General features: G+C 69.9%; 18 protein-coding genes. 8 read left to right on the top strand and 10 right to left on the bottom strand.

What is annotated here, in order from left to right; genetic code table 11:
* The first annotated feature begins 17 nt into the window (after positions 1 to 17).
* From AB0L64_RS14755 to AB0L64_RS14745, 3 genes are read left to right on the top strand one after another with little or no spacing between them, the layout of a single operon-like run.
* The gene (locus tag AB0L64_RS14755) at positions 18 to 689 is read left to right on the top strand and encodes an LON peptidase substrate-binding domain-containing protein (RefSeq protein WP_363710650.1); all 672 of its coding nucleotides are present in this window, start codon (positions 18 to 20) and stop codon (positions 687 to 689) included.
* Positions 690 to 729: 40 nt separating this feature from the next.
* The gene (locus AB0L64_RS14750; RefSeq protein ID WP_359933486.1) at positions 730 to 966 is read left to right on the top strand and encodes a YlcI/YnfO family protein; all 237 of its coding nucleotides are present in this window, start codon (positions 730 to 732) and stop codon (positions 964 to 966) included.
* On the top strand, positions 966 to 1,268 hold the full coding sequence (locus AB0L64_RS14745) for a type II toxin-antitoxin system PemK/MazF family toxin (protein WP_359933484.1): 303 nt from the start codon (positions 966 to 968) through the stop codon (positions 1,266 to 1,268). The genes AB0L64_RS14750 and AB0L64_RS14745 overlap by 1 nt, the downstream gene beginning before the upstream one ends.
* On the opposite strand, the gene ilvD is transcribed toward AB0L64_RS14745, so the two are convergent.
* A complete protein-coding gene (ilvD, locus tag AB0L64_RS14740; protein ID WP_363710649.1) occupies positions 1,265 to 3,115 on the bottom strand; it encodes a dihydroxy-acid dehydratase in 1,851 nt (616 codons plus the stop codon). The genes AB0L64_RS14745 and ilvD overlap by 4 nt on opposite strands.
* A gap of 125 nt (positions 3,116 to 3,240) precedes the next feature.
* Here ilvD and AB0L64_RS14735 point away from each other — a divergent pair, with 125 nt between their 5' ends.
* The 3 genes from AB0L64_RS14735 to AB0L64_RS14725 all read left to right on the top strand — a co-directional run bounded on the left by AB0L64_RS14735 (position 3,241) and on the right by AB0L64_RS14725 (position 6,594).
* Entirely contained in the window at positions 3,241 to 4,098 is an 858-nt protein-coding gene (locus tag AB0L64_RS14735) for a helix-turn-helix domain-containing protein (RefSeq protein ID WP_363710648.1), read from the top strand.
* Positions 4,099 to 4,108: 10 nt separating this feature from the next.
* Positions 4,109 to 5,944: a DNA helicase RecQ gene (gene recQ, locus AB0L64_RS14730; RefSeq protein ID WP_363710647.1), complete on the top strand. Its 1,836-nt coding sequence runs from the start codon at positions 4,109 to 4,111 to the stop codon at positions 5,942 to 5,944.
* An 80-nt stretch (positions 5,945 to 6,024) separates the two neighbouring features.
* Positions 6,025 to 6,594 carry a dihydrofolate reductase family protein gene (locus tag AB0L64_RS14725; protein ID WP_363710646.1) on the top strand — a complete coding sequence of 190 codons (570 nt, stop codon included), beginning with the start codon at positions 6,025 to 6,027 and terminating at the stop codon, positions 6,592 to 6,594.
* A 19-nt stretch (positions 6,595 to 6,613) separates the two neighbouring features.
* Here AB0L64_RS14725 and AB0L64_RS14720 read toward each other — a convergent pair whose 3' ends face one another.
* Positions 6,614 to 7,483, bottom strand: coding sequence for a LysR substrate-binding domain-containing protein (locus AB0L64_RS14720; RefSeq protein ID WP_363710645.1), 870 nt, complete (start codon positions 7,481 to 7,483; stop codon positions 6,614 to 6,616).
* 101 nt (positions 7,484 to 7,584) lie between these two features.
* Between AB0L64_RS14720 and AB0L64_RS14715 the strand changes: the two genes are divergently transcribed.
* Entirely contained in the window at positions 7,585 to 8,286 is a 702-nt protein-coding gene (locus AB0L64_RS14715) for an SDR family oxidoreductase (protein WP_363710644.1), read from the top strand.
* A gap of 10 nt (positions 8,287 to 8,296) precedes the next feature.
* Positions 8,297 to 9,058, top strand: a complete 762-nt coding sequence (locus tag AB0L64_RS14710; RefSeq protein WP_363710643.1) for an SDR family NAD(P)-dependent oxidoreductase — start codon at positions 8,297 to 8,299, stop codon at positions 9,056 to 9,058.
* Position 9,059: 1 nt separating this feature from the next.
* Here the strand turns inward: AB0L64_RS14710 and AB0L64_RS14705 are convergent, their stop codons facing one another.
* From AB0L64_RS14705 to AB0L64_RS14670, 8 genes are all read right to left on the bottom strand, one after another.
* The gene (locus AB0L64_RS14705; RefSeq protein ID WP_363710642.1) at positions 9,060 to 9,431 is read right to left on the bottom strand and encodes a VOC family protein; all 372 of its coding nucleotides are present in this window, start codon (positions 9,429 to 9,431) and stop codon (positions 9,060 to 9,062) included.
* Between the two features lie 123 nt (positions 9,432 to 9,554).
* The gene (locus AB0L64_RS14700) at positions 9,555 to 11,423 is read right to left on the bottom strand and encodes a DUF3352 domain-containing protein (RefSeq protein ID WP_363710641.1); all 1,869 of its coding nucleotides are present in this window, start codon (positions 11,421 to 11,423) and stop codon (positions 9,555 to 9,557) included.
* Positions 11,424 to 11,471: 48 nt separating this feature from the next.
* Positions 11,472 to 12,089 carry a hypothetical protein gene (locus AB0L64_RS14695; RefSeq protein WP_363710640.1) on the bottom strand — a complete coding sequence of 206 codons (618 nt, stop codon included), beginning with the start codon at positions 12,087 to 12,089 and terminating at the stop codon, positions 11,472 to 11,474.
* A gap of 33 nt (positions 12,090 to 12,122) precedes the next feature.
* A complete protein-coding gene (gene dnaE, locus AB0L64_RS14690; protein ID WP_363710639.1) occupies positions 12,123 to 15,671 on the bottom strand; it encodes a DNA polymerase III subunit alpha in 3,549 nt (1,182 codons plus the stop codon).
* A gap of 196 nt (positions 15,672 to 15,867) precedes the next feature.
* A complete protein-coding gene (locus AB0L64_RS14685) occupies positions 15,868 to 16,194 on the bottom strand; it encodes a hypothetical protein (RefSeq protein WP_363710638.1) in 327 nt (108 codons plus the stop codon).
* Positions 16,194 to 17,834, bottom strand: coding sequence for an alpha-amylase family glycosyl hydrolase (locus AB0L64_RS14680; protein ID WP_363710637.1), 1,641 nt, complete (start codon positions 17,832 to 17,834; stop codon positions 16,194 to 16,196). Before AB0L64_RS14680 ends, AB0L64_RS14685 begins: the two co-directional genes overlap by 1 nt.
* A 151-nt stretch (positions 17,835 to 17,985) precedes the next feature.
* Positions 17,986 to 20,298: a LuxR C-terminal-related transcriptional regulator gene (locus AB0L64_RS14675; RefSeq protein ID WP_363710636.1), complete on the bottom strand. Its 2,313-nt coding sequence runs from the start codon at positions 20,296 to 20,298 to the stop codon at positions 17,986 to 17,988.
* 90 nt (positions 20,299 to 20,388) lie between these two features.
* Positions 20,389 to 21,297, bottom strand: a complete 909-nt coding sequence (locus AB0L64_RS14670) for an RluA family pseudouridine synthase (RefSeq protein WP_363711134.1) — start codon at positions 21,295 to 21,297, stop codon at positions 20,389 to 20,391.
* Between the last annotated feature and the right edge of the window lie 5 nt (positions 21,298 to 21,302).

Below are 21,302 nucleotides of genomic sequence, written 5' to 3'. Positions count from 1 at the left end.
GCCCTAGGCTCGTCGGCATGGACTCCCGCCTGCCGTTGCTCACTGTCGACACGGTGATCTTTCCCGGCCTGGTGGTCTCGATTCCGGTCACCGACGTGCAGGGCCGCGCGGTGGTCCGGGACCTGGTCGAGAACGGCGGCGAGCTGATCTGCGGCGCCCTCGCGGTCCGGGACGGGTACGAGTTGGGCGAGCGGGTGTTCCGGTCGCTGTACGGGACGGGCTGCTCGGCGACGATCTCCGAGATCGCGGTGGACGCCGACGACGAGGGCCCGATCGAGGTGACGCTGACCGGGAACCGGCGGTTCAAGGTGACCGAACTGGACGGCACCGGCGACTACCTGGTCGCCGACGTCGAGTGGCTGCCCGACGACCTCGGCGACGACCCGTTGGGGACGGCGACGGTCGCGCTGGAACGCTTCCGCAGGTACGCCGCGGCGGTCAGCGAGATCAGCCGCCCGGGCCTGCACCTCGGCGACCTCCCCGACGACCCGGGCACGCTGTCCTACCTGATGTCGGCCGCGATGAAGCTCATGACACCGGACCGCCAGAAGCTCCTCGAGGCCGAGGACGTCACCACCCGCCTCGCGCAACTCGTCGGCCTGATCGACACCGAACTCTCCGCCATCGCTGCGCTCCCGTCCCTCCCCGCCACGGACCTGATCAGCTGGTCCGCCCTCTCCCCCAACTGACGCGCTACCGGATTGAATCCCGGGGCGGTATGGTTTTGGTATGAGCAAGCAGATCACCGTGCGGTTGCCGGACGAGCTGGTCGACTTCATGGACGAACTGGTCGCCACCGACAAGGCGACCAGCCGGGCGTCCGTGGTCGCCCGGGCGATGGAGCGTGAGCGTCGCCGCGAGCTGGCCGCGCGCGACCTCGCCATCCTGAACGAGTACGGCGACTACCCGGACCTCGAGGGTCTCGCCCCCGCGGCCGCCGGGACCGTGCTCAGCGACCTCGACTGATGCGCCCGATCCACATCGCGCGGCTCGACAAGCCGCGCCCGGTGGTGGTGCTCACCCGCGAACTGATCCGCCCGCGCCTCACCAACGTGACGGTCGCCCCGATCACCAGCACCATCCGCGGCCTGTCCACCGAGGTCCGGGTCGGCCCGGAGAACGGCCTCGACCACGCCAGCGCGATCTCCTGCGACAACATCCAAACCATCCCGAAGTCCCAGCTCGGCCGCCTGATCGGCCACCTCCACCCCGACCAGGAACCCGCCCTGGCCGAGGCAATCAACCTGGCGTTCGACCTGGAGCTCTAGCCCAGCTTGCTGATGTCGCGGACGGCGCCCTTGTCGGCGCTGGTGGCCATGGCGGCGTAGGCGCGGAGGGCGGTGGAGACCTTGCGGTCGCGGGCCTTCGGGGCGTAGTCGCCGTTCAGGGCCGCCTTCCGGGCGGCGAGTTCGTCGTCGGCGACCAGCAGTTCGATCGAGCGGTTCGGGATGTCGATGCGGATCCGGTCGCCGTCCTCGACCAGGGCGATCGTCCCGCCGGACGCCGCCTCGGGCGAGACGTGGCCGATCGAGAGTCCCGACGTACCGCCCGAGAAGCGTCCGTCGGTGATCAGGGCGCAGACCTTGCCGAGGCCGCGGCCCTTCAGGTACGAGGTCGGGTACAGCATCTCCTGCATCCCCGGCCCGCCCTTGGGGCCCTCGTACCGGATCACGATGACGTCGCCGGGCTGGATCTGCTTGGCGAGGATCTTCTCGACGGCCTGCTCCTGCGACTCGCACACCACCGCGGGACCCTCGAACGTCCAGATCGACTCGTCCACACCGGCCGTCTTCACCACGCAGCCGTCGACGGCCAGGTTGCCCTTCAGCACGGCCAGGCCGCCGTCCTTGGAGTACGCGTGCTCGCGGTCCCGGATGCACCCGTTCGCGGCGTCGGTGTCCAGCGTCTCCCACCGCTCGGACTGCGAGAACGCCTGCGCGGACCGCTTGCAGCCCGGCGCGGCGTGCCACAGCTCGACGGCCTCCGGCGACGGCGAACCGCCGCGCAGGTCCCAGGTCTTCAGCCACTCGTCGATCGAGTCGCTGTGCACGGTGGTGACGTTCTGGTTCAGCAGGCCGGCGCGGTGCAGCTCGCCGAGGATGGCGGGGATGCCGCCGGCGCGGTGCACGTCCTCCATGTAGTACGTGCCCTGCGGCGCGACGTTCGGCGCGACCTTCGCCAGGCACGGGACACGGCGCGAGACCGCGTTGATGTCGTCGAGGTCGAAGCCGACCTCGGCCTCCTGCGCGGCGGCCAGCAGGTGCAGGATCGTGTTCGTCGAGCCGCCCATCGCGATGTCCAGCGCCATCGCGTTGCCGAACGCCTCCTTCGAGGCGATCGAGCGCGGCAGCACGGTCGCGTCGTCGTTGTCGTAGTACCGGTGGGCCAGCCCGACGACGGTCTCGCCGGCCTTCTCGTACAGCGCGCGGCGGGCGGTGTGGGTGGCCAGCACCGACCCGTTGCCGGGCAGCGACAGGCCGATCGCCTCGGTCAGGCAGTTCATCGAGTTCGCGGTGAACATGCCGGAACAGGAACCGCAGGTCGGGCAGGCGTTCTCCTCGATCCGCAGGATGTCGGCGTCGGAGACGTTCTCGTTGACGGCCTCGGACATCGCGTCGATCAGGTCGAGCTTGCGGACCGTCCCGTCGACCAGCGTCGCGCGGCCGGCCTCCATCGGGCCGCCGGAGACGAACACGGTCGGGATGTTCAGCCGGAGCGCGGCCATCAGCATGCCCGGGGTGATCTTGTCGCAGTTGGAGATGCAGACCAGCGCGTCCGCGCAGTGCGCCTCGACCATGTACTCGACCGAGTCGGCGATCAGGTCCCGCGACGGCAGGCTGTAGAGCATGCCGCCGTGGCCCATCGCGATCCCGTCGTCGACGGCGATCGTGTTGAACTCGCGCGCGATCCCGCCGGCCGCGTGGATCGCCTCGGAGACGATCCGGCCGACCGGGGCCAGGTGGGTGTGACCGGGCACGAACTCGGTGAAGCTGTTCGCCACCGCGATGATCGGCTTCCCGAAGTCCTCGCGGGCTACCCCGGAGGCCTGCATGAGCGCGCGAGCGCCCGCCATGTTGCGGCCGTGGGTGACAGTGCGGGACCTCAGAGCAGGCACGACGAACATCTCCTAGCTAGGTGTGGCGTATCTCCTGATAGTGCCACGCCCGTCCGAATGACGGTATGCGGGTCCCGGATTCTGGAGCCGCGGTTTCTGTCGGTGGACGGTCCTAGCCTGGACGCATGGCAGGACTGGGCCATCACACCCGCGCGGCGCACCCCGCGCTGCGCCCCTTGGTGCCCGATATCACCGGGTATGCGTACGCCGGTGATCCCCCGGCATTGCACCGCGGCCTGCCCTCGCGCCACCTGACGCTCGTCATCACGCTCGACGAGCCCCTCGGCGTGGCCTGGCCCGGCGGCCCGGTGGACAAGTACGACGCACTCGTCGGCGGGCTGCACTCGCGGGCGGTCCACATCGGTCAGACACCGAGCCGCGCCGGCGTACAGGTCTCGCTCACTCCCCCGGCCGCTCGAGCGCTCCTCGGACTGCCGCCGGGCGCCCTCGCGTCGACGGTGGTCGGTCTGGACGAGGTCCTCGGCCGGCCCGCGCGCGAGCTGACCGAGCAACTGCGCGAGGCGCCGACTTGGGAGACACGCTTCGACCTGCTCGAGGCCCTGCTGCTGCGGCAGCTCGGCGGGAGCCGTCCCGGTGCTGTGCGGCCCGAGCTCGGCTGGGCCTGGCAGCGACTGTGCGGCGCGAGCGGCTCGGTCGGGGTCCAGGAGTTGGCGACCGAGGTCGGGTGGAGCCGGCGGCATCTCACCGATCGGTTCAGGTCGGAGTTCGGTCTGCCGCCGAAGGTCGCGGCCCGCGTGCTGCGGTTCGAGCGCGTCACCGGACAACTGCGCCGGCAGCCGCGGACCCGGCTGGCCGAGCTGTCGGCCGCCGCGGGGTATGCCGACCAGGCGCATCTGACCAGGGAGTTCCGCGCGATCGCGGGCTGTTCACCGCGGCAGTGGATCCGTGAGGAACTCCCCGACCTGTCCGGTAATCCACAGGGATCGGCGATCGCGCCAGCATCGTCGGCGCGATCTCACTAGACTCGCCGGGGTGAGTGAGACGACCGAGCTGCCCGATTCCGAAGCCCTTCAGGTCCTCCGGCGGGTGTTCGGGTACGACGCCTTCCGCGGCGAGCAGGGCGACATCATCGACACCGTCGTCGCGGGCGGCGACGCGCTGGTGCTGATGCCGACCGGCGGCGGCAAGTCGCTGTGCTACCAGATCCCGTCGCTGGTGCGATCCGGCGTCGGCGTGGTCATCTCGCCGCTGATCGCGTTGATGCAGGACCAGGTGGACGCGCTCACCGCGCTCGGCGTCCGGGCGGGATTCCTCAACTCCACGCAGGACTTCGAGCAGCGGCGCGAGGTCGAGCAGGCGTTCCTGGCCGGCGAGCTCGACCTGCTGTACCTGGCGCCCGAGCGGCTCCGGGTGGAAGCGACCGTGCGGCTGCTCGACCAGGGCAAGATCGCGCTGTTCGCGATCGACGAGGCGCACTGCGTGTCGCAGTGGGGCCACGACTTCCGGCCCGACTACCTGATGCTGTCCGAGCTGCACGAGCGCTGGCCCGACGTGCCGCGGATCGCGCTCACCGCGACGGCGACCGAGGCGACCCACCAGGAGATCGCGACCCGGCTGAAGCTCGGCGACGCGAAGCATTTCGTCGCGAGCTTCGACCGGCCGAACATCCAGTACCGGATCGTCCCGAAGGACAATCCGCAGCGGCAGCTGCTCGACCTGCTGCGCACCGAGCACGCCGGCGACGCGGGCATCGTGTACTGCCTGTCCCGCAACAGCGTCGAGAAGACCGCGGCCTTCCTGACCCAGAACGGGATCGAGGCCCTGCCGTACCACGCCGGCCTGGACAGCCGGACCCGCGCCGCGAACCAGGCCCGGTTCCTGCGCGAGGACGGGCTGGTCGTGGTGGCGACGATCGCGTTCGGCATGGGGATCGACAAACCGGACGTCCGGTTCGTCGCGCACCTCGACCTGCCGAAGTCGGTCGAGGGCTACTACCAGGAGACCGGCCGCGCGGGACGTGACGGCCTGCCGTCCACCGCCTGGCTGGCGTACGGACTGCAGGACGTCGTCCAGCAACGGAAGATGATCGACACGTCCGAGGGCGACCTCGCGCACCGGCGGCGGCTGAGCGCGCATCTCGACGCGATGCTCGCGTTGTGCGAGACCGTGCAGTGCCGGCGCTCGCAACTCCTGGCGTACTTCGGCCAGCAGGGCGACGCGTGCGGGAACTGCGACACCTGTCTGACGCCGCCGGAGTCCTGGGACGGCACGATCGCGGCGCAGAAGCTGCTCTCGACGGTGTACCGGCTGCAGCACGAGCGCGGGCAGAAGTTCGGCGCCGGGCAGCTGATCGACATCCTGCTCGGCAAGGAGACCGACAAGGTCAAGCAGTTCCGGCACGACCAGCTGACCGTGTTCGGGATCGGCACCGAGCTGACGGACACCGAGTGGCGCGGCGTGATCCGGCAGTGCCTCGCGCTGCGGTTGCTCGCGGTCGAGGGCGACTACGGCACGCTCGTGCTCACCGAGGACAGCGGCGAGGTGCTCGGCCGGCGGCGCGAGGTGATGATGCGCCGCGAGCCCGAGCGGGTGCGTTCCAGGAGCAGGTCGTCCAGCGGCAAGAAGGCGGCCGCCGCCGATCTCGCGCCCGAGGCGGCGCCGGTGTTCGAGCGGTTGCGCGCGTGGCGGGCGGCGGTGGCCAAGGAGCAGGGCGTCCCGGCGTACGTGATCTTTCACGACGCGACGCTGCGCCAGATCGCCACCGACCGGCCGACGTCGCTGGCCGAGCTGGGCACGATCAGCGGCATCGGCGAGAACAAGCTGACCAAGTACGGCGACGGCGTCCTGGAGACACTGTCCGCGGAATGATGTCGAATCGGCGGTAGCGTCTTCGACGCGAAGGCACAGGGCGCGGACCGACCGCGCCACCGGAGCGAGGGAGCACGCTCATGTCTTCATCCGTGCTGTTGATGTCGATGTCGGCCGACGGCTACATCGCGGGACCGGACGACCGGCCCGGCAACCCCGGCGGCGACGACTTCATGCGGTTGCACGAGTGGTACCTGGACGAGGCCGGCGAAGTCGGTCGCCCGGACGGCGAGGCCGGCGAGATCTGGGACGAGCTGCACGCCACGGGCGCGGTCCTGGTCGGCCGCCGTACGGCGGAACAGGTCGACTACTACGGCGGGCACCACCACGGCGTACCGATCTTCGTCGTCAGCCACGACCCGACACCGGTCGGCTACGAGAACGTCCACGTCGTCGGCGACATCGAGACCGCGATGGCGCAGGCGAAGGCGGCCGCCGGCGACAAGGACGTGCTGGTCCACGGCGCCGTCACTGCGCAGCAGGCGCTGGCGGCCGGTCTCCTCGACGAGCTGCAGCTCAGCCAGGTGCCGGTCCTGTTCGGCAGCGGTCTGCGGCTGTTCGACGTCCTCCCGCACCGCGTCGAGCTTGAGGTCGTCCGCGTCATCGACACGCCCCGCGCGACCCACATCCGCTACCGGGTCCTCAACTGAGCACGGCTGAGGACACCGCCTAAGGCGTCCAAGTGACCGTTGGAGCAAGGCCGGCGAAGTCCTGGAGCAGGCGGGAGCGACGGGTGGCGATCCAGGCCAGGGCGACGGTGTTCGGCGCGAGGTTGTCGACGGGGACCGTGACGACGTCGGGGCGCTGGTAGAACGTGGCGACGGACAGCGGGACGATCGAGACACCGCGGCCGGCGGCGACGTGTTCGAGCTTCTCCTCGACGCTGTGCAGCACGGGGATCGGTTTCGCCGTCCGGGTCCGGAGCTCGACGGCGATGTCGCGCCACTCCGGTACGGCGTCGGGGTCCTGCAGGAGATGCTCGTCGGCGAGGTCGGTGATGTCGACGACGGGCTTGCCGGCCAGGCGGTGACCGGCCGGCAGCGTCGCGACCCGGGGCTCCTCGAAGAGCGGTCGAACGGTGAGGCCGGCCTGGTCGATCGGCAGCCGGACGATACTCACGTCCACCCGGCCGTCGTGCAGTACGTCGACCTGGTCGTCCCACGTGGTGCGGATCAGCTCGATCTCGAGCTCCGGATGCGTGGCGCCGAACGCGCGGACCGCCTCGGTCACGGTCAGGCCCGGCATGAAGCCGATCGTGAACGTCGTCGAGCCGCGCGCGGCCCGGGCCACCCGGCGCCGCGTGGCGTCGGCGGCGGCGAGCAGCGGCCGCGCGTCGTCGAGCAACTGGCGACCGGCCGCGGTCAGTTCGGTCGATCGCCGGGTGCGGGCGAACAGCTGGGCCCGGAGCTCGTCCTCGAGCGCCCGGATCTGCCGGGACAGCACGGGCTGCGCGATGTGCAGCCGCTCCGCCGCGCGGCCGAAGTGCAGTTCCTCGGCGACGGCGACGAAGTACCGCAGCTTGCGGAGATCGAGATCCATAATACCTTCAGGGTATTACAGACAGCGGAACAGGTCTTGGACGGCGGCGCCTCGGCCGCCGCATCGTGGAAGCGAGACTCCCCACCACGAAAGGCAGTTCCGTGACTCTGCAGGACCACCGCGTCGTCCTTCTCGGCGGTACGTCGGGCATCGGCCTGGCCACCGCACAGCTGGCCGCCGCCCAGGGCGCGACCGTGATCGTTGCCTCGAGCAACCCCGAGTCCGTGAAGGCGGCGCTCGGCGCGCTGCCCGCGTCGGCCGCCGGCGAAGCGGTCGACCTCACCGACCCCGCCGCCGTCCGGGCGTTCTTCGCCGGTCTCGATCCGTTCGACCACCTCGTCTACACCGCCGGCGAGGCGCTGACCTTCCTCGAGGTCGGTTCGATGGACCTGGCGCAAGCGCGGCAGGCCTTCGACCTGCGGTACTTCGGTGCCCTCGGTGCCGTGAGCGCCGCCGTACCGAAGCTCCGCGCGGCGGGCTCGGTCGTCCTCACGACCGGCGCCGCCGGCGACCGCCCGGGCCCCGGCTGGTCGGTCGCCGCGAGCATCTGCGGCGCGATGGACTCCCTGACCCGCGCCCTCGCCGTCGAGCTCGCCCCGCTCCGCGTCAACGCCGTCAAGCCCGGCGTCGTCCGGACGCCGATGTGGCGCGGCGGCATCGACTACGACGAGACCGCGCAACACCTCCCGGTCGGGCGCGTCGGCGAGCCGGAGGACATCGCGGCGGCCTACGTCTACCTCATGAACCAGCCTTACGCCACCGGCTCGATCGTCTCCGTCGACGGCGGCCACGTCCTGGTGTGAGACTCCAGTCGTGACACGCATACTGATCACCGGTTCGGCCGACGGACTGGGGCAGCTGGTCGCGCGGGAACTCGTCGCCCAGGGCCACGACGTCGTCCTCCACGCCCGCAACGAGCGGCGCGCCGACGACGCGCTCCGGGCGGTGCCGGAAGCGACGGCGGTGCTCGTGGGCGATCTCGCGAGCATCGACCGGACGCGGGACCTGGCGGCCCAGGCGAATGCGTCCGGGCGGTTCGACGTGGTCGTGCACAACGCGGCCGTCGGGTACCAGGAGCCGCGGATCGAGACGGTCGACGGTCTCGAGCACGTGTTCGCGATCAACGCGCTGGCGCCGTACCTGCTGACCGCGTTGATCGAACGCCCAGATCGCCTCATCTACCTCAGCTCCGGTATGCACGAAGGCGGTGACGTCGCCCTCGACGACCTGCAGTGGGTACGGCGGCGGTGGCGCGGAGCGCAGGCGTACTCGGACTCCAAGCTGCACGACGTCCTGCTGGCGTTCGCGGTCGCCCGGCTCTGGCCGGACGTGCTGGCGAACGCGGTGGACCCCGGCTGGGTCCCGACGAAGATGGGCGGACGCGGTGCGCCTGGTGATCTCGGCCAGGCGCACCTGACGCAGGTCTGGCTGGCCACCTCCCCCGAGACCGGAAGCGGCGGGTATTACTACCACCGGCGGCCGCACCGAACTCATCCGGCCGCTTCGGACCGCGAGACGCAGGACGCCTTTCTGGACGCCTGCGCCTCGCTGACCGGCGTACGACTGCCCCGCTGACTCAGGCCTGCGAGATGTAGAGACGGTTGCCGTCCGGGTCGTGCAGGCTGAACATCGGGGGTACGCCGGGCCACTCGAGCAACTCGTCGGTGTCGACGCCGCTGGTGAGGAAGTACTGGTGCGCCGCCTTCGCGTCCGGGCTGGCCATCCGGATCCCGGTGTCGACGCCTGCCGGGTTGCTCTCGCTCGCGGGGACCAGCGCGATGCTCGCCGACGAGCCGGCCGGTGCGACGACGATCCACCGGCCGCCGAGCTGCGGCAACGGCGCGTCCATCAGCACCTCGAAGCCGAGCGCGCCGGTGTAGAACGCCAGCGCGCGGTCCTGGTCGGTCACCGGTACGCCGACGGTCCGGATCTCGCTGATGTGGGTCATGGTCCTTCTCCTTCGTGACGAGGTGCTTTCACCCGGGAGGTAGAACCCGATCCGCCGTTTTCGACATCAGCCACGAAGAAAGCCCCGGACAATTCTGTCCGGGGCTTTCGTTCGCTGTGCTGACTACTTCGCGACGACCCGCAGCGTGACCTCGGCCTCGCCGTCGCCGGTGGAGCGGGTGACGACGCCGGCCGAGCGGAGCGCGGCCAGGTTCTTGTCGTCGGCGAACCGGTCGCTGACCGATCCGGCCGCCTCGAAGTCGACGTACCCGATCATCACCGCGCCCTTGACGTCTGGCAGCGCCTGCTTGAAGTTCTCGGTCTGGCCGAGGCCGCCGTCCTTCAGCACCTGCTCGGCGTAGTCCTTGCTGGTCGAGACGACGAGCGTGTCGCCGTCCTTCGCGCTCTCGATCGGGATGTTCGCCGAGGACCGCTCGCGGAGCAGCGTGGTCAGCTTCTGCACCACCGGCTCGGCCTTCGCCGGGTCGGTCTCCATCCGGGCCGCGATCTTCGGGCCGTCGGCGGTGTCCTTGTCGATCGAGACCGACAGGTTCTTGCCGGCCAGGGTCTTCAGGTCGTCCGGCAACTTCAATCCGGTCTCCTGGGCGATCTCGTCGATCATCGGCTGGAGGTTCTCGCCGCCCGCCTTCTGCACCTGCGCCCAGGCGGTGTCGATCAGGCTCTCGCCGCCGGAGATCGCGATCGCGCCGGCCGTGGTCTCCGGCAGCTTGGTGACCAGGTCGGCGGCGTCGGCGGAGCTCACCTTGACGCTCTTGTCGCCGTGCGCGATGCCCTTCAGCTCGACGTACGACGCGTCGAACCGCAGCGCCACCGCGGCGGTCGCGTCACCGAGCCCGGCGATCTGGCTGGACTCGACCTTGCCGCTGATCGAGGCCAGGCCCTTGGCGTCCGCCCAGCCCGAGATGAAGCCCTGCTCGCCGAGCTTGTCCATGTCCGCGCTGAACTTGGCGTTCTTGCTCAGCGGGTTGTCCTTGGCCGTGGCGACGGCCGCGTCCACGGTCGCCTGGTCGTCGCCGAGGATCATGTAGCCGTCGGTGAACGCGCGGCCGGGCTTGTCGTCCTCGTTCGCGAGCAGCTTGTCCATGCCCTTGTTGGCGGCGTCCTCGTCCTTGATCTGGACGGCGACGACCGGGATCGGCTCGTCCTTGCCCTCGGCCGGCGGGAGCGCGGCGAACCCGGCGCGGTCGCCCAGCCAGGGCTTGACGTCCTTGTCGAAGTCGACGTCGGCGAGGTCGTCGCCGGCGGACTTCTTGATCTGCTCGAACAGCTTCTGCCGCAGGTCGTCCTGCTCACCGGTGAGGCCGAGGTTGTCCTTCACGGACGGGAACTTCATCAGGAACCGGACCGCCGCGACCTTCTGGCCGGCCGACGGGTTCAGGTCCACCCGGGCGTAACCGACCGCGGTGCCGGGCAGCACGTCGGCCGGCTGCTTGCCGCCGCCGCCGAGCTTGCCGTAGGCAAAGATTCCGCCGCCGGCGACCACCAGCACCATCGCCACCGCGGCGATGATCGGGATCAGCTTGCCGCGCTTCTTCTTCGGCTCCGGCTGCCACTGCTGCGGACCGCCGTACCCGGGGCCCTGCGGCGGCTGACCGCCGATGTGCATCTGCTCGTACGACGCCTGACCCGGCTGACCGTGCTGCGGAGGGTACTGCTGCCCGCCCTGGCCGTAGTACTGCGCACCGCCCTGCTGAGGACCACCGTGCTGAGGAGCGCCCTGCTGCGGGCCCGGGCCCTGCGGACCGCCGTACTGCGGACCACCCTGCTGGGGACCGCCCTGCTGCGGGCCGCCGTACTGCTGGCCCTGCTGCGGGTGTTGCTGTGGGTAACCGTGCTGGCCGGGCTGCTGGCCCTGCGGCCTCCCCGGCTGCTGACCCTGCTGGGGCCAGAGGTTCTGCCCTTGCGGCGGGCCGTACTGCGGCTGCTGACCACCGGCACCTGGGTACTGGGGTGGTTGGTTCTGGTCGGACATATGCTCCCTCGCTGGCTCCGATGGCCTCACCACCGGATCTGCAAAAGGCTAGTGGACCGGCGGTGCAGATTCTGACGCAGCAGGTTGCGAAGTGGTTGCAACAGGCTCAGCGCGCCACGTCGCGGCGGCGATGATCGCGCAGGCCAATGCGGCGCCGATCAGCCAGGAGACCGCCGGCGTCCAGGTGTGCAGCTCCAGCGGCGCCGCGACCAGATCACCGGGGTGAGCGGCCCGCAGCCGCGGCTCGATCGGGTCGTGCCCGAGCAGCATGCCGACGCCCCAGCACACTCCGGATCCCAGGCAAGCACCGAGAGTGACGATCGCGACCGACCACGGACCGTAGTTGCGCAGCCACCAGAACAACGCCCCGCCGAGCACCACCGCGGCCACGAAGCCGATCGCGGTGAACGTGCCGTCCGGCCCGAAGATCCGGGTCATCTGCTCCTCGCCGAGCGCCCCGCCCTGCTCGTCCACGGTGTACTTGGCCAGCGGCGAGAACTGCTGCCAGGCCCACCCGGCCACCACACCCGCGACCAGGAACACCACCACCGTCACCAGGACCGCCTTCGCCCACGGCAGCCGCGGCTCCTCGACGGCCGGCCTCCCGAACGGGTTCATCGACGGGGGTGCCAGGTACGGCGACTGGGAGGACTCCGGTTGACTCACGACGCCAGTGTGACGCATGGGTTGCACCGCCGGTCAGCTGGCCAGGCAGGAGGGACCGAGGAGCGCTTTCAGGTCGGCCATCAGCGACGAGGTGGGGGTCACCCGGAAGCGGTCGCCGATGCGCATGACGGTGGTCTTCTGGCGTGCCTGCAGGCGCAGGTGAACCTCTGTCATGCCGGGGTGCGAGGTCAGGATGTCTCGCAGCTGATCGACAACCGGTGGGGTGCAGCGGTTGACCGGCATCGTCAGGACGACCGGGCCGCTCGGGCCTTCGGTCAGATCCGGTACGACGACCTCGTCGCCGCTCAGCTCGAGCCGGTCCTCGCGGCGCCGGACCCGGCCCTTCATCAAGATGATCGCGTCGTTGGTGAGCAGGTGCGCGTGCAACTGGTACGCCGAGGAGAACATCATCACCTCGATCGAACCTTCGAGGTCCTCGATGGTGACGATCGCGTAGATGTCGCCGCGCTTGTTCACCTTCCGCTGGACCGCGGTGACCAGGCCGCCGATCGTCACCCGGCTGCCGTCCGGCCGGTCCTCGTCGGCGAGCAACTGCCCGATCGTGCAGTCGCTGCCGTTGGTGAGCACGTGCTCGACACCGAACAGCGGATGGTCCGACACGTACAGCCCGAGCATGTCGCGCTCGTGCGCCAGCTTGGTCGCCTTGTCCCACTCCTCGATCTCGGGGACCGTGACGGTCAGGCGGCTGTTGCCCTCGCCCTCGTCCGCGTCGTCGTCACCCATCGAGAACAGGTCGAACTGGCCGTGCGCCTCGTTCCGCTTCAGGTCGATGGCCTCGTCGACGGCCTGCTCGTGCACCGCGACGACCGCGCGCCGGGCGTGGCTCATCGAGTCGAACGAGCCGGCCTTGGCCAGCGACTCGATCACGCGCTTGTTGCAGACCGGCAGCGGCACCTTGTCGATGAAGTCGACGAAGTCGGTGAACCGGCCCTTCTCCTCGCGGGCCGCGACGATCTCGGCGACCACGTTCACGCCGACGTTGCGGATCGCGGACAGGCCGAAGCGGATGTCGGTGCCGACCGGGGTGAAGTTCGAGTCCGACTCGTTGACGTCCGGCGGCAGCACCTTGATGCCCATCCGGCGGCACTCGTTCAGGTAGATGGCCATCTTGTCCTTGTCGTCCTTCACCGACGTCAGGACGGCGGCCATGTACTCCGCCGGGTAGTTGGCCTTCAGGTACGCCGTCCAGTACGAGACCAGACCGTACGCCGCCGAGTGCGCCTTGTTGAACGCGTAGTCCGAGAACGGGACCAGCACGTCCCACAGCGCCTTGATCGACGCCTCGGAGAAGCCGTTCGCCTTCATGCCCTCGGAGAAGCCGACGTACTCCGCGTCGAGGACCTCGCGCTTCTTCTTGCCCATCGCCCGGCGGAGCAGGTCCGCCTTGCCGAGCGTGTAGCCCGCGAGCTGCTGGGCGATCGCCATCACCTGCTCCTGATACACGATCAGGCCGTACGTCGTGCCCAGGATCGGCTCCAGCGCGACGGCGAGCTCGTCGTGCGGGTAGCTGATCTCCTGCTGCTTGTTCTTGCGGAGGGCGTAGTTGGTGTGGCTGTTCGCGCCCATCGGGCCGGGGCGGTAGAGCGCGCCGACCGCGGAGATGTCCTCGAAGTTGTCCGGCCGCATCAGCCGCAGCAGCGCCCGCATCGGGCCGCCGTCGAACTGGAACACGCCGAGCGTGTCACCGCGGGCGAGCAGATCGTACGTCGGTTTGTCGTCGAGGGACTTGGCCAGCTCGTCGAGGTCCAGCGTGACACCGCGGCTGGCCTCGACGTTCTTGACCGCGTCGTCCATGATCGTCAGGTTCCGCAGGCCCAGGAAGTCCATCTTGACCAAGCCGAGCGTCTCGCAGCTCGGGTAGTCGAACTGGGTGATGACCTGGCCGTCCTGCTCGCGGCGCATGATCGGGATCAGCTCGATCAGCGGCTCGCTGGACATGATCACGCCGGCCGCGTGCACACCCCACTGGCGCTTCAGGTTCTCCAGGCCGCGGGCGGTGTCGACGATCTTGCGCACGTCCTGGTCGGACTCGTACAGCGAGCGGAACTCGGTGGCCTCGGAGTACCGCTTGTGGGTCGAGTCGAAGATGCCCGACAGCGGGATGTCCTTGCCCATCACCGACGGCGGCATCGCCTTGGTGATCCGGTCGCCCATCGCGAACGGGTAGTCCAGCACCCGGCCGGCGTCCTTGATCGCCTGCTTGGCCTTGATCGTGCCGTAGGTGACGATCATCGCGACCCGGTCGTCGCCGTACTTCTCGGTGACGTAGCGGATCACCTCGGGGCGGCGGCGGTCGTCGAAGTCGATGTCGAAGTCGGGCATCGACATCCGCTCCGGGTTCAGGAAGCGCTCGAAGATCAGGCCGTGCTGGAGCGGGTCCAGGTCGGTGATCTTCATCGCGTACGCGCACATCGAGCCGGCGCCGGAACCACGGCCCGGACCGACCCGGATGCCGTGCTCCTTGGCCCAGTTGATGAAGTCCGCGACGACGAGGAAGTAGCCGGCGTACCCCTTCGAGGTGATGACCTCGATCTCGTACTCCGCCTGCTTGCGGACCTGGTCCGGGATTCCGGCCGGATAGCGCTTGTGCAGACCGGTCTCGACCTCGGCGACGAACCAGGACTCCTCGTTGTGGCCCTCGGGGCAGGGGAAGCGCGGCATGAACCGGCCCTCGCCCTCGGTGAAGCTGACGTCGCACTGCTCGGCGATCAGCAGCGTGTTGTCACACGCCTCCGGGAGCTCCTTCCACACTTCGCGCATCTCGGCGGCGGTCTTGACGTAGAACTCGTTCGCGTCGAACTTGAACCGGTTCGGGTCGGACAGCGTCGAGCCGGACTGCACGCACAGCAGCGCCGCGTGCGCCTGGGAGTCCTCGGGCTTGGTGTAGTGCAGGTCGTTGGTCGCGACCAGCGGCAGGCCGAGCTCGCGGGCCAGCTTCAGCAGGTCCTTCTGGATGTCCCGCTCGATGCCGAGGCCGTGGTCCATCAGCTCGCAGTAGTAGTTCTCCTTGCCGAAGATGTCGCGGAACTCGGCGGCGGCCTCGACGGCCTCCTTGTACTGCCCGAGGCGCAGGCGGGTCTGGACCTCGCCGGACGGGCACCCGGTGGTCGCGATCAGGCCCTGGCCGTAGGTGTTCAGCAGCTCGCGGTCCATCCGGGGCTTGAAGTAGTAGCCCTCGAGGCTGGCCAGCGAGCTCATCTTGAACAGGTTGTGCATGCCGGAGGTGTTCTTCGCCAGCAGCGTCATGTGGGTGTAGGCACCCGAGCCGGAGACGTCGTCGCGGCCGGAGTTCGCGTCGCCCCACTTGACCCGCTTGCGCTCCGAGCGGTGGGTGTGCGGCGTCAGGTACGCCTCGACGCCGATGATCGGCTTGACGTCGTACTTCTTCGCGGTCCGCCAGAACTCGTAGGCGCCGAACACGTACCCGTGGTCGGTGGTCGCGATCGCCGGCATGCCCATCTCCTGGGCGGTTTTGAACAACTCGTCGATCCGCGCGGCGCCGTCCAGCATCGAGTACTCCGTGTGCACGTGGAGATGCACGAAACTGTCGCTGGACGCCATATCGACGCAGACCTCCCAGGGCGTGATTCAGGTGGACTGAGACAGCCTATGCTCGGCCCACCGACAGTTTCCGGCGACCCTCCGGCTGGTCCTTCCCGGGTCAGTGAAATCGCCCGATATCCGGTCAGCACGCACCGGATGGAGCGGCAGACCTGGCGCCGAGGCAGGGGTCTCTCAAGACGCCAGGCCCACCGGTCTAGGGGGCCGGCGCGGCGACGACGAGATGCACCGTGCCGTGGTGTTCGAGCTGTCGTCTCATCGCCCGGAGACCACCGTCGGTCACCTGATGGGCGGCCGGCAGGATCACCGCCCAGACCTCGTTGTCCCGCCGGACCTCGTCCAGCATCGCCTCGAACGCGGCCGGTGCGGTGTTCGGGTGTTCGAGGTAGACGGCGCCGAGCGTGTAGCCCTCGGCCAAGGCGAACGCGGCCAGGCCCACCCGCTCCGCGGCGAGGTCGTCGGCCGTCATGACGACCCCCGTCCGGATGTAGCCGAGAGCCAGCGGGCGCGTGCAGCCGTCCATCACGCTTCGACCTCCAGCAGGACCCAGGCGGCGCTGTTCGGTGGCAGCTTCTCGCCGGCCTCGGGATCGCTGGCGAGAAGCGTCGTGCTGCGCTCCGGCAGCAGGACCGGACGCGGCGAGCAGTTGACGAAGCAGGCGAACCCGTCGCCACGGGTGAAGGCCAGGACGCCGGGCTCGGACGGCAACCGGCCGAACTCGGCTGAGCCGAGCGCTGGGAGCCGGCGACGGAGCGCGAGCGCGTCGCGGTACAGATGCAGCGTCGAGTCGGCGTCCGCGCGCAGCCGGTCGACCGCATGATGCGCGAACCATTCCGGTTGCGGCAGCCACGGCGTACCGGGCGAGCCGTCCGGGGAGAAGCCGAAGAGGTCGTGTTCGGCCGTCCACGGCAGCGGGACCCGGCAGCCGTCCCGGCCCCGCCGGACACCACCGGTGCGGTGGAACATGGGGTCGGTCAGGACATGGTCCGGCAGGTCGGTGACCTCGGGCAGGCCCAGCTCCTCGCCCTGATAGAGGTACGACGATCCCGGCAGCGCGAGCATCAGCAACGCCGCTGCCCGGGCGCGGTCCCGGCCGAGCTCGAGATCGCCCGGTCCGGCACCCGGTGCGCCGCCGGCATACCGGGTGACGGAACGCGGCATGTCGTGATTGTTCAGCACCCAGGCGACGGAGGACCCGGACCCGGCGATCGTCTCGAGTCCCCGGCCGATCACGTCGGACAGCGACAACTCGTCCCACTCGGCGCGGAGGAAGTCGAAGTAGAAGGTCTGGTGCAGCTCGTCCGGCCGCTGGTACTGGGCGAGCAGCGTCGGGTCCAGCAGCCCCACCTCGCCGACCAGGACGCGCTCCCGGCCGGTCCGCCGGGTGTACTCGTCCGCGATCGCCCGCCAGCTGCGCCATACGTCGTGCACCTCGGGCTGGTTCCAGGCGTGCGGGTTGACCGGGTCGCCGGTGAGCTCATCCAGGCCCGCGTGGTCGTGGTCCGGCAGGCCGTCCGCCTTGTGCAGTCCGTGCGCGACGTCGATCCGGACGCCGTCGACGCCGCGGTCGAGCCAGAAGCGCAGCACGTCTTCGAACGACGACACGACGTCCGGATGCCGCCAGTTGAAGTCGGGCTGCTCGGCGGCGAAGGTGTGCAGGTACCACTGGCCGTCGTCGACCCGCCGCCACGCGGACCCGCCGAAGATCGATCGCCAGTTGTTCGGCGGCAGGTCGCCGTCGCCGGCCGCGAAGTGGAACCGCCGGCGTTCCGGACTGCCGGGTCCGGCCGCGAGCGCCGCCCTGAACCAGGGGTGCTCGGTCGAACAGTGGTTCGGTACGACGTCGACCAGGACGCGGAGACCGAGCCGGTGGGCGTCCCGGATCAGCCGGTCGAACGACTCGAGGGTCCCGTACTCCGGGTGGACGTCGCGGTGGTCGGCGACGTCGTACCCGTGATCGTGCTGCGGCGACGGGTAGAACGGGTTCAGCCAGAGGCCGTCGACCCCGAGACCGCGCAGGTACGGCAGCCGGGCACGGACACCGTCGAGGTCGCCGATGCCGTCGCCGTCGGAGTCGGCGAAGCTGCGGACGTACACCTGATAGATGACGGCCGTCCGCCACCAGCCGCGCGGGCCGGCGGTCAGGCAACTCGGTTCAGGCATCGGGACCTCGGCAACGGTGTGAGGGGACAACGTTGTCAGCAAGGATCCCGGTCCGGCGCGGTCACCGCTATCGGGACACCTACGGATTTGGCTACGTACGTCGCTGTGTCTGTCCAGGGACTTTCGGCCCTGATCGAGGCGCCGAGGGTCCTCAGTCGAGCCGATGCTCCGCGACCCAGTGGGCGACCTGGGCGCGCGAGCCGAAGCCGAGTTTGCTCAGGATGTGCTCCACGTGGGTCTCGGCGGTGCGCTGGGAGATCACCAGACGCGCGGCGATCTCACGGTTGCTGAGGCCCGTGCTGATCAGCACCGCGATCTCCTGCTCACGCCGCGTAAGCCGCCCGGCCGGGCCCGGCTTGGACGCGGCCTCACGCTCCTCCCCCAGTGCGAGAGCGGCGGCCTGCTCGAACGAGTACGCCGCCCCCACCGCGAACGCAGCGTCGAACATGGCGTCGCCGGTGCGCGCACGGATCCGCTGTTCGGTCATCTCGTCGAACTGGCTGTACGGCGTCGTATCGTCGACGTGGGCGCCGCTCGACCGCCACACCGCTCGCGACGCGCCCATCAGCCGGGCCGCGTGCTCGTCCGGCGCCGCCGTCCCGGCACACCAGGACAACGCCTGGACGCAGAAGCCGATCCCGGTCCGGTCGTTCAGCGGCAGCCACAACCGGATCGCCTCCCGGAACGACCGCGTCGCCTCCTCGCACTGGTCGTGGTCGCGCCACTGCACGATGCCGACCGCCCACAGCGCGTAGGCCTTGGAGGAGTCCGCGCCGCGGGATGCCGCCAGCTCCAGCGCCTGCCGGCTGAACTCCTCGACCCGCGAGTCACCCGAGAAGAAGGTTGCCGCAGACAACAGAATCAGCACGTCGAACTGACCCAGCTCATCGCCCACCGTCCGGAAGCCGGCCAGCCCACGCTCCAGCAGCCCGACCGCGGCCGCCAGGTCTCCCTGGTAGATCATCGCGTGGCCCGACACCTCGGCGATGCGGGCCCGGAGCCGGTTGTCGTCGTACCGCTCGGCCAGCTCCTCGCACTCGGCCAGCAAGGCCGCGAGCTGGCCGGCCTCGCCGAGGAACATCGCCAGGTAGCTGCCCGCCCAGAGGCCGAGCGCCCGGACCGGGGTCTGCTCAGGTGCCGCGTCGAGAGCTCGGCTGAGATAGCGGTGCCCCTCGCGGAGGTAGCCGGCGAACCAGAAGTTCCAGATCGGCGCCGCGATCTCCAGGGCGGCGGGGGCCTCGCCGGGCTCGGCCAGGCAGAAGTCGAGTGCGGCTCGGAGATTGTCGTGTTCGCGGCGCAGCCTGATGTACCAGTCGGACTGGCGGGGGCCGAAGCTGTCGGCGGCCCATCGCCCGGCCAGTCCCCGGTAGTAGTCGCGATGCCGGAGCTGGAACTCGCGGGTGCGGCCGGCCTCGGCCAGCCGCATTCCGCCGTACTGGCCGATGGTGGAGAGCATGTCGTACCACGCGACGGTGTGGCTGGTGGCCATCGTGCGGGTGATGATCGACTTGCTCAGCAGGCCGGCCACCAGGTCGAGCACCTGGTCGCGCGGAATGCCGTCGCCCGAGCACACGTCCTCGGCACTGTCGAGATCGAAGCCGCCCGAGAACACCGAGAGCCGTTCCCAGAGCAGCCGTTCGGCCGCCGAGCACAGGTCGTAGCTCCAGTCGACGGCGGCCTGCAGGGCCTGCTGGCGCGGTGGTGCCGCCTGCCGGCCGGTGGCCAGCAGCCGAAACCGGTCGTCGAGCCGGTCGAGGATCTGCGGCAGCGACAGCGTCCGCATCCATACCGCCGCGAGCTCCAGCGCGAGCGGTATGCCGTCCAGCCGGCGGCAGACCTCGATCACCTGGCGCCGGTTGGTCTCGTCGATCCGGAACTCCGGAAGCACAGCTCGGACGCGATCCGTGAACAGCACCAGCGACTCGTACTGATCGGCGTCGTGGGCGGACGCGTCGCCGGGAGGCGTCGGCAACGGAGGCACCGGCAGCACCTGTTCGCCTTCGACACCCAGCACGTGCCTGCTGGTGGCGAGGATCCACAGCCGAGGGGCAGCCGCGAGCAGTTTGCCGACGACGACGGCGCACGCCTCGGCTAGGTGCTCGCAGTTGTCGAGCACGAGCAGCAGGTGTTTGTCCTCCAGGTATTCGGCCAGGTCGGCGGTCGGATCGGCAGACACCTGGCTGAGTTGGAGCGCCTCGGCCAGCGTCAGGCCGAGCAGCGCCTGATCTCGCAGCGCCGCCAACTCGACCAAGCACACTCCGTCGGTGAAGGTCCGCCGTACCTCCGCTGCCATCCGCAGCGCCAACCGGGTCTTGCCGACCCCGCCGACGCCGAGCAATGTCAGCAGGCGGCTGCTGGACAACAACCGTCTGGTGTCCGCCAGCTCACGCCGTCGCCCGACGAAACTCGTCACCTCGGCCGGAAGCCGCCCTTCACCTGCGGTCGCGGGCCTGGCCTCGCCCATTGCCTCAGCCTACGGCGGGATTCGGCCTCCCTGCGCGCTCCGAAGGCAAGTGTTCCGAACTCGCCTCCGGCCTCGCCGGCACGGGGTGGGTCACTGGGTGTCGACGAGGAGGTCGAGGGCGTGGTCGAGGTCTTCGGGGTACTCCGAGGTGAACTCGACGTAGTCGCCGGTGCCGGGGTGGGTGAAGCCGAGGCGCATCGCGTGCAGCCATTGGCGGGTGAGGCCGAGGCGTTCGGCGAGGATCGGGTCGGCGCCGTACGTCAGGTCGCCGCAGCACGGGTGGCCGATCGCGGACATGTGGACGCGGATCTGGTGGGTGCGGCCGGTCTCCAGGGTGATCTCCAGCAGCGTCGCGTACCGGAACGCCTCGAGGGTCTCGTAGTGCGTGACGCTCGGCTTGCCGCCGGCCACCACGCCGAACTTGTAGTCGTGGTGCGGGTGCCGGTCGATCGGCGCGTCGACGGTGCCGGTGAACGGGTCGGGATGACCCTGCACCAGCGCGTGGTAGATCTTCTTGACCGTGCGCTCCTTGAAGGCGCGCTTGAGGACCGTGTAGGCGTACTCGGTCTTCGCGACCACCATCAGCCCGGACGTCCCGACGTCCAGCCGGTGCACGATGCCCTTGCGCTCGGCGGCGCCGCTGGTCGAGATGCTGAACCCGGCGCCGGCCAGGTGCCCGATCACGGTCGGGCCGGTCCACCCGGGCGACGGGTGCGCGGCGACGCCGACCGGCTTGTCCACCACGACGATCTCGTCGTCGTCGTACACGATCCGCAGGTTGTCCACGGTCTCCGGGACGACGGTCACCTCGGACGGCGGCGGTGGCAGCTCGACGTCGAGCAGGACGCCGGCCGCGACCCGGGACGACTTCGGCGCCGCTACGCCGTCGACCTGGACCAGGCCGGACTCGATCAGCTCGGCCGCCTTCGTCCGGGACACGCCGAACAGGCGGGACAGTGCCGCGTCCAGCCGCTCCCCCGCGAGACCGTCCGGCACCATCACGG

Origin of the sequence: Kribbella sp. NPDC051936, from assembly GCF_040680955.1 — a bacterium.
Classification (GTDB): domain Bacteria; phylum Actinomycetota; class Actinomycetes; order Propionibacteriales; family Kribbellaceae; genus Kribbella.
This window is presented reverse-complemented; position numbering and strand designations above follow the sequence as displayed.

Excerpts from the sequence above, each read along its gene's own strand:
- AB0L64_RS14745 (WP_359933484.1), top strand. The coding sequence starts at position 966 with ATGCGCCCGATCCACATCGCGCGGCTCGACAAGCCGCGCCCGGTGGTG.
- AB0L64_RS14675 (WP_363710636.1), bottom strand. The coding sequence starts at position 20,298 with ATGGGCGAGGCCAGGCCCGCGACCGCAGGTGAAGGGCGGCTTCCGGCC.
- AB0L64_RS14735 (WP_363710648.1), top strand. The coding sequence starts at position 3,241 with ATGGCAGGACTGGGCCATCACACCCGCGCGGCGCACCCCGCGCTGCGC.
- AB0L64_RS14680 (WP_363710637.1), bottom strand. The coding sequence starts at position 17,834 with ATGCCTGAACCGAGTTGCCTGACCGCCGGCCCGCGCGGCTGGTGGCGG.
- AB0L64_RS14755 (WP_363710650.1), top strand. The coding sequence starts at position 18 with ATGGACTCCCGCCTGCCGTTGCTCACTGTCGACACGGTGATCTTTCCC.
- AB0L64_RS14725 (WP_363710646.1), top strand. The coding sequence starts at position 6,025 with ATGTCTTCATCCGTGCTGTTGATGTCGATGTCGGCCGACGGCTACATC.
- AB0L64_RS14705 (WP_363710642.1), bottom strand. The coding sequence starts at position 9,431 with ATGACCCACATCAGCGAGATCCGGACCGTCGGCGTACCGGTGACCGAC.
- AB0L64_RS14720 (WP_363710645.1), bottom strand. The coding sequence starts at position 7,483 with ATGGATCTCGATCTCCGCAAGCTGCGGTACTTCGTCGCCGTCGCCGAG.
- AB0L64_RS14750 (WP_359933486.1), top strand. The coding sequence starts at position 730 with ATGAGCAAGCAGATCACCGTGCGGTTGCCGGACGAGCTGGTCGACTTC.
- dnaE (WP_363710639.1), bottom strand. The coding sequence starts at position 15,671 with ATGGCGTCCAGCGACAGTTTCGTGCATCTCCACGTGCACACGGAGTAC.
- AB0L64_RS14700 (WP_363710641.1), bottom strand. The coding sequence starts at position 11,423 with ATGTCCGACCAGAACCAACCACCCCAGTACCCAGGTGCCGGTGGTCAG.
- AB0L64_RS14685 (WP_363710638.1), bottom strand. The coding sequence starts at position 16,194 with ATGGACGGCTGCACGCGCCCGCTGGCTCTCGGCTACATCCGGACGGGG.
- AB0L64_RS14670 (WP_363711134.1), bottom strand. The coding sequence starts at position 21,297 with ATGGTGCCGGACGGTCTCGCGGGGGAGCGGCTGGACGCGGCACTGTCC.